The organism is Micromonospora echinospora, from assembly GCF_900091495.1.
Classification (GTDB): Bacteria; Actinomycetota; Actinomycetes; order Mycobacteriales; family Micromonosporaceae; genus Micromonospora; species Micromonospora echinospora.
The window spans coordinates 2,078,758-2,092,968 of record NZ_LT607413.1; the positions used below are offsets into that span (position 1 = coordinate 2,078,758).

The window sequence follows — 14,211 nt, forward strand, 5'->3', positions numbered from 1 at the left end:
GCGTCGCGGCGTCAGTTCCGGCGGGAGGCCTCTTCGCGGGGCGGCATGGTCGGGAACGGCAGGCCACCACCACCGCCGCCACCGTCGGTCGGCGTCGGCGTCGGGTCGGGCGTCGCCGGGGGCGTGCCACTCGGGTCCGGCTCGGGGGCCGGCCGGCTGACCGTGATGGTCACCGTCTGTCCCCGGGCCAGCGAGGTCCCGCCACGCGGGTTCTGGCCGGTGACCTTGCCCGCCTCGTCCTTCGGCACCTCCGGGCCGTTGCGGACGCTGACCCGGTAGCCGGCGTCCTCCAGTTCCTCCCGGGCGTCCTCCTCGCTCTCGCCGAACACGTTCGGCACCTCGCGGACGTTGCCTCGGGAGACCTCGACGACGACCTTGCCGTTCTCCTCGATGGTCTTACCGGACCCCGGGGTCAGGTTGACGACCAGGCCCTCGGGCTCGTCGCTGTTGACGTTCTTGCGCTCCACGGTGAGCTTCAGCGCCTTGAGCTGCGCCTCGACGTTCTCGAACTTGGAGCCGATGAGGTTGCCCGGGATGGTCACCACCGGCTTGCCGCCGCAGAGGTGCAGCGTGACCGTCTGGTTCTCGCCGACCTCCTCGCCGGCCGGCGGCTCCTGCCGGAAGACGGTGTCCTTCTTGCAGTCGCTGCTGAGCACCGGATCGCCCACCTGGGCCCGCAGCTTCGCGTTGGTCAGCTCGGCGGTCGCCACCTCCCGGGTCTTGCCGGCCAGGTCGGGCACCGGAACGGTGGTTTCCCGGTTCTGGAGCAGGAGCAGGCCGGCGACCAAGGCGATCACCGCGAGCACGCCGAGGCCGGCGAGCGTGGCGATCACCCAGGACGAGGCACGGCGTCGACGCGGGTCGCCCACCCGGGCGGGGATCTGCCGGGTCTGCGCGGCGGTCGCCGCAGCCGGGAAGGCAGCCGCCGCCGGTGCCGGTCCCATCGCCGCCGTCTCGTCCTCGCGGAGCACCGGCGTGGCGGCCACCGGACGCCCGGCGGCGGCCCGGAGGAGGTCCGCCCGCATCTCCCCGGCGCTCTGGTACCGGTTGAGCGGGTTCTTCGACAGCGCCTTCAGCACGATCGCGTCGATCGGCGGGGTGACGTCCGGGTTGATGTCGCTCGGCGTCGGCGGCGCTTCCCGGACGTGCTGGTACGCGACGCTGACCGGGCTGTCCCCGACGAACGGCGGGTGGCCGCAGACCAGCTCGAACAGCACACAGCCGGCGGCGTAGACGTCCGACCGGGCGTCCACCGCCTCGCCCCGCGCCTGCTCGGGGGAGAGGTACTGGGCGGTGCCGATCACGGCGCTGGTCTGCGTCATCGTGGTCGCGCCGCTGGCCAGCGCCCGGGCGATGCCGAAGTCCATCACCTTGACCTGGCCGGTCAGGGTGAGCATCACGTTGCCGGGCTTGATGTCCCGGTGGATGATCCCGTGCCGGTGGCTGAACTCCAGCGCCGCGCACATGTCGGCGGTGATCTCCAGGGCCCGGCGGGGCTGGAGGCGGCCCTCCGCGCCCAGCACCTCCTTCAGGGTGCGCCCGTTGACGAACTCCATGACGATGAAGGGCAGGGTCTCGCCGGTCGGGGCGGTCTCCTCGCCGGTGTCGTAGACGGCGACGATGGCGGGGTGGTTGAGCGAGGCGGCGTTCTGTGCCTCCCGGCGGAACCGCATCTGGAAGGTCGCGTCGCGGGCCAGGTCGGCCCGGAGCATCTTGATCGCGACGTCCCGGCCGAGCCGCAGGTCGCGACCGCGGTGCACCTCGGCCATACCGCCGTAGCCGAGGAGCTCGCCGACCTGGTACCTGCCACCCAGCAGGCGGGCCTGCGCAGTCATCGCGTCTGTCGTCCTTCGCTCGTCGTCGTCCCGTCGCCACCCGGCACGGGCAGTCCCATCCGACGGTACGACGACGGGGCACCGTCGTCATCTCCGCTGGCCGTCGGCACCTCGGACATCACGCTCGGTGACCGGAGCAGGCCGGCCGAGCTGGCCGTCGAATCGTCGGCCTGCAACCGGTAGGAGATCACGCCGGAACAGATCAGCACCAGCACGGCGAGCGCGATGACGACCAGGACGGTCCGGGCACGCGGCCCGCTGTCCGGCGCAGGTGGGCCGGACTGGTAGGCGTACCCGACCGGTCGCGGCGGAGCCGACGGGACGGGAGCCGCGCCCCGGGGATAGCCGGGCGGCGCCATCGACGGACGCGACGGGGTGGCCGGCGGCGGGGCGACCGGGCGGTGCACCACCGGCGGCGCGGGGCGGGGCGGGGACACCGGCACCGAGGCGGCCGGACGCGCCGCTGCCGGCGGCCGGGCCTGCGGCGGCGGCGCGACCGGCGGGCGGGGGTGCTGCCGCTGTGGCGGCGGGACCTGGGCCCGGGCCGGCGGGGTGGCCGGCGGCATGGCCGGCGAGGAGGGGGCCACGGAGACCGGCCGGGCCCGACCACCCGGTCGGTTCTGGTGGGCGAGGGCGGCCTTGACCTGCCGGGCCGCCCCGGCCAGGGCGGCGGCGCTCGGCCAGCGGGCCGCCGGGTCCTTGGCCATGGCCCGGTCGACGAGCGCGCGGACCGGCGGGGGAATGTCTCCCGGGAGCGGACGCGGGGTCTCCCGGACGTGCCGCATCGCGATCTCCAGGGGGTTGTCCCCCTCGAACGGCCGACGACCGGCGAGGCACTGGTAGGCGACCACCCCGAGTGCGTAGACGTCGGAGGCCGGGGTGGCCACCGCGCCCGCCGCCTGCTCCGGGGAGATGTACGAGGCGGTGCCGAGCACCGACCCGGCGGCGGTGAGCTGGCCGACCAGTTCGGAACGGGCGATGCCGAAGTCGGTCAGCACCAGCGTGCCGTTCGGCCGGACCAGCAGGTTGCCGGGCTTCACGTCCCGGTGCACGATGCCCTTGCCGTGTGCGGCGTGCAGGGCGTCCGCCGCCTGGGCCACCAGCGCCATCGTCCGGGCCGGGGTGAGCCGGCCGACCCGGTTGAGGGTCGCCGAGAGGGCGTCCCCCTCGACGTACTCCATGATCAGGAAGGCGATCTGCTGGTCGCTGCCGAAGTCGTAGATGTCGACCACGCCGGGGTGGTTGATGGTCGCCATGGTGCGCGCCTCACCACGGAACCGCTCGGCGAACCCCGGCTCGTCCAGCAACGCCGGAAGCAGGCTCTTGACCGCGACGACCCGGCCGAGCACCTGGTCGGTGCCGCGCCAGACGTCACCCATGCCACCGCTGGCGATCCGCTCGTCGAGACGGTAGCGGTTGCCGAGCTGGACGCCGGGGCTGAGCATGTGTCACCGCCCTCCGGGGTCCGCGATGGCCGACCGCATGATCTGGCCGGCGATCCGGGCCGCCTCGGCACTGCCCCCGTCGCCCGCCGACTCCAGCATGACGCATACGGCGGACACCGGCTTGCCGTCCTTGTCCAGGGCGAAGCCGATGAACCAACCGTGGTCGTCGGTGTTCTCCCCGGCCTGCGCGGTGCCGGTCTTGCCACCGACGGTGTACCCGTCGATCCGGGCGTTGCGGCCGGTGCCCTCGCGCACCACGTTGACCATCATGTCCCGCAGGTCGCTGGCGACCTGACCCGTGATCGGCTGCCGGAGCTGCTTCGGGTCGGCAGTGTAGTAGTTGGTCGTCCGGTCCGGGCCGAGCAGCTGCTGGACCAGGTACGGCCGCATCTGGCTGCCGTTGTTCGCCACCGTGGCGGCGATCAGGGCACCCTGCAACGGGGTCATCCGGACGTCGAACTGACCGATCGACGACTGCGCCAGCCCGGCCGGGTCGTCGCCGCCGTCCGGGTTCTTCATGTCCCCGGTACGGCTGGCGGCGACCGGCAGGCCGGCCTCGTCGAGGTGGCCGACGGTCAGGTCCTCCTGCTCGAACCCGAACTGCCGGGCCTTCTCCTTGATCGTGTCGGCCCCGAGCCGGACGCCGAGCTTGGCGAAGCCGGTGTTGCACGACTCGGTGACCGCGCTCATCAGGGTCACCTCGTCCTCGGGGCAGATCGACGGGGCGGCGTTGCGGATCGGCGTACCGGAGGTCGGGGCGGTGTAGCTGGGGCCGGCCGGGATGGCGGTCTCCTTGGTGACGCCGTTCTCCAGCGCGGCGGCGGCCACCACGATCTTGAAGGTCGACCCGGGTGGCAACGTCTCGCCCAGCGCCCGGTTCTTCAGCGGCCCGTTCGGGTCGCCCTCCAGTTTGTTGTACGCCGCCGACGCCTCGCCGCCGTTGTGGCTGGCCAGCGGGTTCGGGTCGAAGCTGGGCATGGAGACCAGGGCCTGGACGGCACCGGTACGCGGGTCCAGCGCGATCGCCGCTCCCCTGGTCGCGCCCACCCGGTTGTCGGCCAGTTGGGTGAACGCCGTGTCCTGCGCCCGCTTGGAGACGGAGAGCAGCACGTTGCCGCCGCCGGACGGTTCACCGGTGATCCGGAGCATGTCCCGGAACCGGTCGGCGAAGAGCTGGTCGCTCGTGCCGGCGAGGAAGTCGTCCTCGGCCCGCTCGATGCCGGTGTCCCCGAGGTTGACCGGCTTGTAGCCGAGCACGTGCGCGTACTTCTCCCCGCCCGGGTAGGTCCGCAGGTACTTCAGGCTGCCGTTGGTCTCCTTGCTGGTGGCCACCGGGGTGCCACCGGCCTCGATGTTGCCCCGCTTACGGTCGTACTCGGCGACCTGGACCCGGCCGTTGTAGTCGCTGGTGCGGTACTCGTCGGCCTTGTACGCCTGGATCCAGTTCAGGTTCAGGAAGAGCAGACCGAACAGGATCATGACGACCACGCCGACCCGACGGAGTGGTGCGTTCACGGGCGGATCACCTCCGTAGGGGCACCGTGGAGCTGCTCGGGCGGATTGCCGCTGCCCGGTCGGGCGGCCGGCCCTCCACCGGAGACCGGACGCCGGCCGGCATCCGAGATCCGCAACAGGGTGGCGATCAGAAGCCAGTTCGCCATCAGCGAGGAACCACCGGCGGAGAGGAACGGCGTGGTCTGGCCGGTGAGCGGGATGAGCCCGCTGATCCCACCGAGGATCACGAAGACCTGGAGGCCGAGGGTGAAGGCGAGACCGCCGGCGAGCAGCTTGCCGAACGAGTCCCGGACGGTGAGCGCGGCCCGCAGCCCGCGCTGGACGATCAGCAGGTAGACGACCAGCAGGGCGGAGAGGCCGAAGAGGCCGATCTCCTCACCGATGCCGGCGAAGATGAAGTCGTTCTGCACCTCGGGCAGCACGTCCGGGGCACCGCCGCCCGGCCCGGCCCCGAACAGGCCGCCGGTGCCGAGGGCGAGCAGTCCCTGCACCAGTTGGTAACCGTCGTTGAGCGGGTCGGCGAACGGGTCCAGCCAGATCTCGGCCCGGAGGTAGAAGTTGGCGAACGGCCCACCGACCGTGCTGCCCAGGAAGTAGGCGAGGTACGCCCCGCCGAAGAAGAGCAGCAGGCCGATGAGCAGCCAGCTCACCCGCTCGGTGGCGATGTAGAGCGTCACCACGAACATGCCGAAGTAGAGCAGCGAGGTGCCCAGGTCCTTCTCGAAGATGAGCACGAGGAGGCTGATCAGCCAGACCACGACCACCGGCCCGAGATCCCGCCCCCGGGGGAAGTCGATGCCGAGGAACCGCCGGCTGGCCAGCGAGAGGACCTCCCGCTTGCGCACCAGGTAGTAGGCGAAGAAGACCAGCAGGGCGAGCTTGGCGAACTCACCGGGCTGGATGGAGAAGCTGCCGATCCGGATCCAGAGCTTGGCGCCGTTGATCTCGGAGAACCGGCCGGGCAGCAGGGCCGGGATCATCACCAGCACGATGCCGGCGAGCCCCAGCGTGTACGCGTACCGGGAGACCGAACGGTGGTCGCGCATGAGCGCCAGCAGCGCCGCCGCGAGGATCACCGAGACGAGCGTCCAGGCCAGCTGCCGCCCCCCGGTGCCGGCGAAGATCGCCAGGTCGGCCCGCTCGGCGGCCGGCGCGTCGGCCAGGTCCAGCCGGCGCAGGAAGCCCACGCCGAGGCCGTTGAGCAGGGCTACGGCGGGCAGCAGGGCCGGGTCGGCGAAGGGCGCGAGGTAGCGGATGACCACGTGCAGGCCGAGGAAGACCGCGCTGAGCGCGACCGCCGGGATCCAGAAGTCGCCGGTGACCTCGTCGAGCACGTTCGCCTCGACCATGGCCCCGTACGCGGCGACCAGCACCATGGCCACCGCAAGCAGGGACAGCTCAGCGTTACGCCGGGCACGGGCCAGGCGTACGCCGGGCTGCTCGCCCGTCGTGCCGGGCGAGACTGCCGGGGTGGCCTGGGCGGTCACGGTCGGATCCTCGGGGTCGGGCCGGCGCTCACTCGGGCGACCGACATCCCGCCGGTTCGGGGACCGACGGAACCGTATCGGTGGGCAGGGCGTCCGGGGTCGGGGTCGGAGTCGGGGTGGCACTCGGCACGGCCGAGGGCGTCGGGGTGACCTGGGCACCGGCCGCCGGGCTGGCCTGGGTCGGCGTGGGTGCCGGCGTGGTCGGGCCGGGGGTGGCGGTGGGGCTCGGCGGACAGATGGGCTTCAGGTTCGGGTTGGCCGGGTCGTCGTCGGTCAGCTCGGCCAACCGCCGGGTGGCGTCCGACTCGCTCTTGGCCTGGATGCCCTGCTTGACCCGCTCCTGGGCGGCGGGGGTGAGATCCTCCAGGTCGGCGGCACTGGTGCGGTGGACGTTGGAGAGGTCCAGGCCGGCGATCTGCCCGGGCACGCCCTGGAAGACGGCGAGCTGCCCGTCGTCCGTGGCGCCGACGTAGTACTGCCGCTGGGTGTAGCTCCAACTGGCGAAGAGGCCACCACCGAGGATGGCGAGCAGGACGACCAGCAGCAGGGCGGTGCGTACCGGCCGGTGTCGGCGACGCTCCGGCTCGTCGTCGCGGTTCGCCGGGGGCTCCTCGGGAGCCGACGGCCGGGGCGCGTTCAGGGCCGAGGCACGGGCCGCCGGGGTGGAGACGTCCGCCGAGGTCGCCATGCCCCGGTCACGGGCCGCCGCGCCGCCGACGATCGGGCTGGCCTCGACGATGTCGTGGTCGGTCGCGTCGGCGATGATCACGGTGATGTTGTCCGGCCCGCCGCCGCGGAGCGCCAACTGCACCAACCGCTCGACACACTGCTGCGGGTCGGTGTACTCGCGCATGGTGTCCGCGATGGTCTCCGCGCTGACCACGCCGGAGAGGCCGTCGCTGCAGATGAGGTACCGGTCGCCGGGAAGGACCTGTCGGACGCTGTACTCCGGGTCGATGTCCCGGCCGTCCAGAGCCCGGGTGAGCAGCGAGCGCTGGGGGTGGCTGCTCGCCTCCTCCGCGCTGATCCGACCCTCGTCGACGAGCATCTGGACGTAGGTGTCGTCCTTGGTGACCTGGGCGAACTCGTTGTTACGAAGGAGGTAGGCCCGGGAGTCACCGATGTGCACCATGCCGAGCTTGGTGCCGGAGAAGAGGATGGCGGTGAGTGTCGTGCCCATCCCCTCGAGCTGGGGATTGGCGTCCACGGTGTCGCGGAGCTGCTGGTTGGCGGTGTCCACGGCCTGTCGCAGCGCGTCGACGAGCGCGTCCCCGGGGACGTCCTCGTCGAGCGGCGCCATGGCACCGATGACGATGTTGCTGGCGACGTCACCGGCGGCCATGCCGCCCATGCCGTCGGCGACGGCGAGAAGCCGCGGTCCGGCGTAGACGGAATCCTGGTTACCGTCTCGGATCAGACCGCGGTCACTGTGGGCCGCATAGCGCAGGGTCAGAGTCATGGCCGTAATTCGAGAGAAGTGCGGCCGATCCGGATCGGCACGCCGAGGGGGACGGGGGTTGGTCCGGTGACCTTAGCGCGATCCAGGTAGGTGCCGTTAGTCGAGCCGAGGTCCTCCACGAACCACTGCCCGTCACGGGGCAGCAGCCGCGCGTGGCGTGCGGAAGCGTAGTCGTCGGTGATGACCAGGGTGGAGTCCTCCGCCCGGCCGATGGTGATCGGCGCTTCGCCCAGGGTGATCCGGGTGCCGGCGAGCTGACCGGCGGTGACCACGAGCTGGTGGGCGGCCCGCCCCCGCTTGACCTTCGCCGGTTTCGCCGCCGCCTGGTTGGTGGCGGCGCCGACCGCACGGGGCGCGGCCACCAGCCGGCCGGAGCGGGCCCCCGCGAAGAGGTCCCGCCGGATCACCCCCACGACCGTGAACACGAAGATCCACAGGAGGATGAGGAACCCGAACCGGGCGACGGTGATGACAAGCTCGGGCAAGGCGGGTCAGCCGTCCACGCGGAAGGTCAGGGTGGTGGTGCCGAGCTGGATCATGTCGCCCGGGTTCAGCGCGACGGCGGAGACCCGCTGGCCGTTGACCATCGTGCCGTTCGTCGAGCCGAGGTCGGTGAGCACGACCTGACCGCCGTCGAAGTCCAGCCGGGCGTGCCGGCGGGAGATCCCGACGTCGGGCAGGCGCAGGTTGGCCTGGTCGCCCCGGCCGATGACCGTCGAGCCCATCTGGAGCGGGTAGGTGCGGCCGTCGCCGGAGACCAGCCGGACGTTGCGCGCGCCACCGTGGCCGGGGGGCGGGCCGTAGCCGCCGCCCTGGTCGTACGCCGGGTATCCGGGCGGACCGGCGTCGTAGCCGGGCGCCGACACCGGGGCCACCTCGCCGCCGGTGTACACCTCGGCCGTGACCCGGAACATCCCCGTGTCCAGCCCCTCGCCGCGCTCGATCTCGACGATGACGTCGCCGTAGACCGTCCACGCCTGCTCGCCGATGAACTCGGCCTGCGACTGGGCCAGCTCCTGGGCGAGCGCGGCGGCGTACGGCGCCAGCCGGCTGTGGTCGTACGGCGAGAGATCGATCACGTAGCGGTTGGGCACGAGGGTGCGCCCACCAGCCAGGATCGCCTTGTGCGCCTCAGCTTCCCGCTGCATGGCGTTGAGGATCTCCACGGGGTGGACTACACCCTTGAAGACCTTGGCAAAGGCTCCCTCGACCAGGCCTTCCAGACGCTTCTCGAAGCGTTGCAGCACGCTCACCGGCTCCTCCTCGGGTCCCGAGGACATGATGGTATCCGGCCGTCGCTCGCGCAGCTCACACGCCGCTCGGCCGTCTGCTGTCGGCCCGTTCGGACGGGCCCTGATCGTCGTGCTACTCTTCTCCCCGCCACGAACGGTAACCGATCGCGGCAACGGCCGGGAGCACGTACGATGTTCGCGCCACCCCCACTGGCAACACCGAGGGCGGCACGCATTAGAGTGATCCGGGTCATGCCACGGGGAAGTGGCGGAATGGCAGACGCGCACGGTTCAGGTCCGTGTGCCCGAAAGGGCGTGAGGGTTCAACTCCCTCCTTCCCCACGATAAGTCGAGGGCTCCGCAGCAGCGGGGCCCTCGCCGCGTCTACGGGGCGGCACAGACTGTCACGTTATGCTCCGGTGGTTTGTCTGCCCCCTTTCGACCCGTGGAGTGGCGTGTGAGTGTCGCGGTGGTGACCGGTTCGGGCGGTCTGATCGGCTCGGAGGCGGTTCGGCACTTCGCCGGTCTCGGCCTCGACGTGGTCGGCATCGACAACGACATGCGGCAGGAGTTCTTCGGCGCGGAGGCGTCCACCGCGTGGAACGTACGCCGGCTTGCCGACGAGCTGGGCGCGGCGTACTCGCACCACGGCATCGACATCCGGGACCGGGACGCGCTGGCGGCGCTGTTCCGCCGGTACGGCCGCGACGTGGCCGTGGTGATCCACACCGCCGCGCAGCCCTCGCACGACTGGGCGGTGCGGGATCCCTTCACCGACTTCGACGTCAATGCGGCGGGCACGCTCAACGTGCTGCAGAACGTGCGGGAGCACTGCATCGACGCCCCGGTGATCCACTGCTCGACCAACAAGGTCTACGGCGACCGGCCGAACAGCCTGCCCCTGGTGGAGCGGGAGACGCGCTGGGAGATCGAGCCGGGCCACCCGTACGAGCAGGGCATCCGGGAGGACATGTCGATCGACGCGTGCCTGCACTCGGTCTTCGGGGCCTCCAAGGTCGCCGCCGACGTGATGGTCCAGGAGTACGGTCGCTACTTCGGCATGCGGACCGCCTGCTTCCGGGGCGGCACGCTGACCGGCCCGGCCCACTCGGCCACCGAGCTGCACGGCTTCCTGGGCTACGTGATGCGCTGCAACATGGAGCGCCGGACGTACAAGATCTTCGGGTACCAGGGCAAGATGGTCCGGGACGCGATCCACAGCTCGGACGTGGTCTCGGCGTTCGAGGCGTTCTTCCGCAACCCGCGCTCGGCGGCGGTGTACAACCTCGGCGGCGGCCGGCACTCGAACACCTCCCACCGGGAGGCGTTCGCGCTGGCCGAGCAGATCACCGGCCAGGAGATGATCACCGAGTACGTCGAGGCGAACCGGGTCGGCGACCACAAGTGGTGGATCGGGTCGAACGAGGCGTTCCAGCGGGACTACCCGGACTGGAAGCAGGTCTACGACGTACCGATGATCCTCCGCGAGATCCACGAGGCCAACGTCGAGAAGTGGGTGCCGCAGTCATGACCTCGCGCAAGCGCAACGTGCTCGGCGTCCTGGTGGACGCCACCGACTACGCCGCCGCCACCGAGGAGGTGGTCCGGGCCGCCCACGAGCGGCGGCCACTGGCGCTCACCGCGCTGGCCGTGCACGGCGTGATGACCGGCGTCCTCGACCCGGCGCACAACGCCCGGCTGAACTCCTTCGACGTGGTCACCCCGGACGGCCAGCCGGTGCGCTGGGCGCTCAACCTGCTGCACTCGGCCGGTCTGACCGACCGGGTCTACGGTCCGCAGCTCACCCTGCACGTGCTCGCCCGGTTCGCGGCCGAGGGGCTGCCGGTCTACCTCTACGGCTCGACCGAGGAGACCCTCGGCCGGCTCATCCCCGCGCTGGAGCGGATGTTCCCCGACCTGAAGCTCGCCGGGGTGGAGCCGTCGAAGTTCCGCCAGGTGCAGCCGGGCGAGGACGTCGAGATCGCCGACCGCATCCGGGCCAGCGGGGCCCGGCTCGTCCTGGTCGGGCTGGGCTGCCCGCGTCAGGAGATCTTCACGTACGCCATGCGTCCGCTGCTGGACATGCCGATGATGGCGGTCGGCGCGGCCTTCGACTACCACGCCGGGCTGCTGCGTACGCCGCCGCCGTGGATGCAGCGGGCCGGGCTGGAGTGGTTCTGGCGGCTGGGGCTGGAGCCGAAGCGGCTCTGGAAGCGGTACGTGATCCTCAATCCCGCCTACCTGGGTCGGCTCGCGGCCCAGAAGACCGGCCTGTGGAAGGCCCGCCCACCGGCGCCGTCCACCGAGCGCCCGTCGAGCTTCGCGGTCTGACCGACGCACACGCGAGGGGCCCCTCCGGTCGGAGGGGCCCCTGCGGTGGTGACGCCTAGACGGTCAGCGTCCAGGTGTTGATGGTGCCGCTGTCGTTGCGGAAGGCGTCCCGCACCTGGAGCTTCCAGGTGCCGTTCGCCGCCTCGCTCGACAGGTTCGTGGTGTAGGTGGCGACCACGTTGTCCGCACCGTCGAGGAAGCTGCTGTTCTTCAGCCGGTACGCGGTGCCGTCCGGAGCGATCAGGTCGATGATCAGGTCACCCCGGAAGGTGTGCGCGATGTTCACCGCGACGGTCGAGCTGGCCGAGGCGGCCCGGTCGCAGCCGGCGATGGTGATCGAGCTGGTCGCCGTGCCCGGGTCCGGGATGGCCACGTCGGTGTCGTTGGTGACGGTGCAGCCGGTGGGCGGGTCGACGGGGCCGCCGCCACCCTCACCGACGTAGAGCAGCTTGTTCGGCGAGCCGGCGCCGGGGTTGGTCACCACGCCGTTGGTGGCGTCGTTGACCAGCTTGTCCCGGACCTGCTGCGGGGTCCAGGTCGGGTTGGCCCCGACCACCAGGGCCGCCGCGCCGACCACGTGCGGGGTCGCCATCGAGGTGCCGCTGATGTTGTTGGTGGCGGTGTCGCTGGTGTTCCAGGCCGAGACGATCGACGAGCCCGGCGCGAAGATGTCCAGGCAGGTCCCGAAGCTGGAGAAGGACGACCGGGCGTCGGTGTTGGTCGTCGAGCCGACCGTGATGCCCTCGGCGGTACGGCCCGGCGAGCCGGTGCAGGCGTCGTTGTTGCTGTTGCCGGCGGCCAGACCGTAGGTCACACCCGAGGCGATCGAGTTGCGGACCGCGGTGTCGAGCGTCGCGTTGGCGCCACCGCCGAGGCTCATGTTGGCCACGGCCGGCTTCTGCGCGTTCGCGGTCACCCAGTCCACGCCGCCGATGACACCGGCGTTGGTGCCGCTGCCCTGGCAGTTGAGCACCTTGACGGCGACCAGGTCGACACCCTTGGCGATGCCGTACGCCGTGCCGCCGACGGTGCCGGCGACGTGCGTGCCGTGCCCGTTGCAGTCGGTGTTGTTGCTGTCGACCGTGTTGGTGCCCCAGGTCGCCCGGCCACCGAAGTCCGTGTGCGTGGTCCGGATGCCGGTGTCGATGATGTAGGCGGTGACGTTGTCCGCCGTGCCCGGGTACGTGTACGAGTTGTCCAGCGGCAGCGCCCGCTGGTCGGACCGGTCCAGGCCCCAGGACGGCGTGGGGGCCTGGGTGGCGGCGATGCTGACCGTGTGGTTCTGCTCGACGTACGCGACGGCGGGGTCCGCCGCGATCCGCGCCGCGGTCTTCGCGTCGACCCGCACCTCGAAGCCGCGCAGCGCGGCGCTGTAGGTCCGGGCGACCTGACCGCCGTGCTTGCCGACCAGCCGCTTGGCGGTGTCGCGCACCGTGGTCTGCGCGACCATGGCGTCCTTGAACACGACGATGTAGCTGTCGGCCACGGCGGTGGCTCCGCCGGCCTTCAGGATGTTGCCGACCGGCTCGGCTGCCAGGGCCGGCGTTGCGGTCGCCGCCATCGAAACGGCAGCCACCCCGACCAGAATCGACCTGCGTGGGAGACGCATCTCCCTACCTCCCCTCCGACCGGCACACCGTCCCCCCATTCGAGGGAGATAGAAGATCGCCGATCAAGCTGAAGGCTAGGCCGCAACCCACGTTCAACGAAACATATCGAAGTATCTATAACGCGACCGGATGGCCCCTACGGGGAATCCGCCGGACGAAACCGGGGGTGGACCGGATTCGGCGGATCGCGGAACGGGAAAGGCTGTCCGGTATGGACAGCCACCTCGTCGCCCTCCTGCCCATCGCGGCGGTCTGGGTCGCCGCCGGTCTGGTCGCCGACGGGTTGCCCCGGCTGGACCGGGTCCGCGCCCTCCGTCGGCGTACCGGGTGGCTGATCGTCCTGAGCCTGTCCGGCCTCGGCCTGATGGCGTCGGTCGCGCTCGCCGGCCTGGGCACCGCCGGACCCACCCGGGCCGACCGGGCCACCGCCGGGCTCACGCTGGCGGTGCTCCCCGCGCTGGTCGTCGCCGGCAGCACCGTACGCCGGCTGCACCGGCTCCGGGCCGGTGCCGGAGCGTTCGCCACCGCACCCCGGGTACCCGTGCCACCCGGCCTGCGGGCTTACGCGGCCCATCCGCTGGTCGGGCTCCCTATCCAGGTCACCGGCCTGGCGACGGTGCCGGCCGTGGTCGCCACCGGCGGCCCCGGCCCGGAGGCCGGCACCCTCGCCGGTCCGGCCCTCACCCTGGGCCTGCTCGGCATCGCGGTGATCGGGGTACGGCACGCGCTGCGGCACAGCCGGCTCGCCACCCGGGCGTTGGCCGGCACCGGCGGACCGGCCGGCAGGGAGGCCGCGACGGGTTCAGCGCCCGCGACCGCCACCACCCTGCACGTATAGCAGCTCCAGGATCGCCCGGGTCGCCTCGAACCAGCGGTCCAACCAGCCGGGCGGCGGCACGCTGCCCCGGGGCGGCAGCTCCAGCAGCAGGCCGCGCAGGAGCGGATGGTCCGCCAGCGCCTCGCTGGGCTCGACCGGCCAACCGGTCGGTGGGAACGACGGCTCGGTGAGCGGGTTGGTGTCCAACGACGGCAGGGACAGCGGCCCGGCCTGGTCGGGCGGGACGGCGCTGCCGCTTTCCCGGCCCCCCAGGTCGGGGTCGGTGGAGACCACCTCGGTCAGGACGGTGTCCCGGCGGGCACCGCGGTACTTGCCGCCGAACCGTTCCGGCTTGCCCGGCCCGTTGGTGAGGTTCTCTGATCCGATCGTCGTCATCCGTCCACCTGCCTCGCTCGGTTGCGGATCCGCCCTGGCCGACCGCTCGGCCGGCCGATGACGAGAGGTACAACGAGGTGGGAC

General features: G+C 71.8%; 12 protein-coding genes and 1 tRNA gene. 4 read left to right on the forward strand and 9 right to left on the reverse strand.

Annotated features, from left to right (window positions below; genetic code table 11):
* Positions 1-11 precede the first annotated feature (11 nt).
* The 7 genes from pknB to GA0070618_RS09535 are packed head-to-tail and all read right to left on the reverse strand — an operon-like array spanning position 12 to position 9,021.
* On the reverse strand, positions 12-1,835 hold the full coding sequence (pknB, locus tag GA0070618_RS09505) for a Stk1 family PASTA domain-containing Ser/Thr kinase (RefSeq protein WP_088981317.1): 1,824 nt from the start codon (positions 1,833-1,835) through the stop codon (positions 12-14).
* Positions 1,832-3,280 (reverse strand): serine/threonine-protein kinase, encoded by a 1,449-nt coding sequence (locus GA0070618_RS09510; RefSeq protein ID WP_088981318.1) that lies wholly within the window; start codon positions 3,278-3,280, stop codon positions 1,832-1,834. Before GA0070618_RS09510 ends, pknB begins: the two co-directional genes overlap by 4 nt.
* A gap of 3 nt (positions 3,281-3,283) precedes the next feature.
* On the reverse strand, positions 3,284-4,795 hold the full coding sequence (locus GA0070618_RS09515) for a peptidoglycan D,D-transpeptidase FtsI family protein (RefSeq protein ID WP_088981319.1): 1,512 nt from the start codon (positions 4,793-4,795) through the stop codon (positions 3,284-3,286).
* Positions 4,792-6,282 (reverse strand): FtsW/RodA/SpoVE family cell cycle protein, encoded by a 1,491-nt coding sequence (locus GA0070618_RS09520; protein ID WP_088981320.1) that lies wholly within the window; start codon positions 6,280-6,282, stop codon positions 4,792-4,794. Before GA0070618_RS09520 ends, GA0070618_RS09515 begins: the two co-directional genes overlap by 4 nt.
* Before the next feature lie 28 nt (positions 6,283-6,310).
* Positions 6,311-7,741, reverse strand: coding sequence for a BofC C-terminal domain-containing protein (locus tag GA0070618_RS09525; RefSeq protein WP_088981321.1), 1,431 nt, complete (start codon positions 7,739-7,741; stop codon positions 6,311-6,313).
* Entirely contained in the window at positions 7,738-8,226 is a 489-nt protein-coding gene (locus tag GA0070618_RS09530) for an FHA domain-containing protein FhaB/FipA (RefSeq protein ID WP_088981322.1), read from the reverse strand. Before GA0070618_RS09530 ends, GA0070618_RS09525 begins: the two co-directional genes overlap by 4 nt.
* A gap of 6 nt (positions 8,227-8,232) precedes the next feature.
* Positions 8,233-9,021: an FhaA domain-containing protein gene (locus GA0070618_RS09535; protein ID WP_088981323.1), complete on the reverse strand. Its 789-nt coding sequence runs from the start codon at positions 9,019-9,021 to the stop codon at positions 8,233-8,235.
* 211 nt (positions 9,022-9,232) lie between these two features.
* Here GA0070618_RS09535 and GA0070618_RS09540 point away from each other — a divergent pair.
* From GA0070618_RS09540 to GA0070618_RS09550, 3 genes are all read left to right on the forward strand, one after another.
* Positions 9,233-9,315: transfer RNA gene (locus GA0070618_RS09540), tRNA-Leu, on the forward strand.
* 115 nt (positions 9,316-9,430) lie between these two features.
* The gene (locus GA0070618_RS09545; RefSeq protein WP_088981324.1) at positions 9,431-10,504 is read left to right on the forward strand and encodes an NAD-dependent epimerase/dehydratase family protein; all 1,074 of its coding nucleotides are present in this window, start codon (positions 9,431-9,433) and stop codon (positions 10,502-10,504) included.
* Positions 10,501-11,304 (forward strand): WecB/TagA/CpsF family glycosyltransferase, encoded by an 804-nt coding sequence (locus GA0070618_RS09550; protein ID WP_088981325.1) that lies wholly within the window; start codon positions 10,501-10,503, stop codon positions 11,302-11,304. The genes GA0070618_RS09545 and GA0070618_RS09550 overlap by 4 nt, the downstream gene beginning before the upstream one ends.
* A gap of 55 nt (positions 11,305-11,359) precedes the next feature.
* On the opposite strand, the gene GA0070618_RS09555 is transcribed toward GA0070618_RS09550, so the two are convergent.
* Entirely contained in the window at positions 11,360-12,913 is a 1,554-nt protein-coding gene (locus GA0070618_RS09555) for a S8 family peptidase (protein ID WP_088981326.1), read from the reverse strand.
* A 212-nt stretch (positions 12,914-13,125) separates the two neighbouring features.
* Here GA0070618_RS09555 and GA0070618_RS09560 point away from each other — a divergent pair, with 212 nt between their 5' ends.
* Positions 13,126-13,752 carry a hypothetical protein gene (locus GA0070618_RS09560; RefSeq protein WP_088981327.1) on the forward strand — a complete coding sequence of 209 codons (627 nt, stop codon included), beginning with the start codon at positions 13,126-13,128 and terminating at the stop codon, positions 13,750-13,752.
* Here the strand turns inward: GA0070618_RS09560 and GA0070618_RS09565 are convergent.
* Complete coding sequence (locus GA0070618_RS09565) at positions 13,717-14,127, reverse strand: hypothetical protein (protein ID WP_088981328.1); 411 nt, start codon at positions 14,125-14,127, stop codon at positions 13,717-13,719. The genes GA0070618_RS09560 and GA0070618_RS09565 overlap by 36 nt on opposite strands.
* Positions 14,128-14,211: the final 84 nt, after the last annotated feature.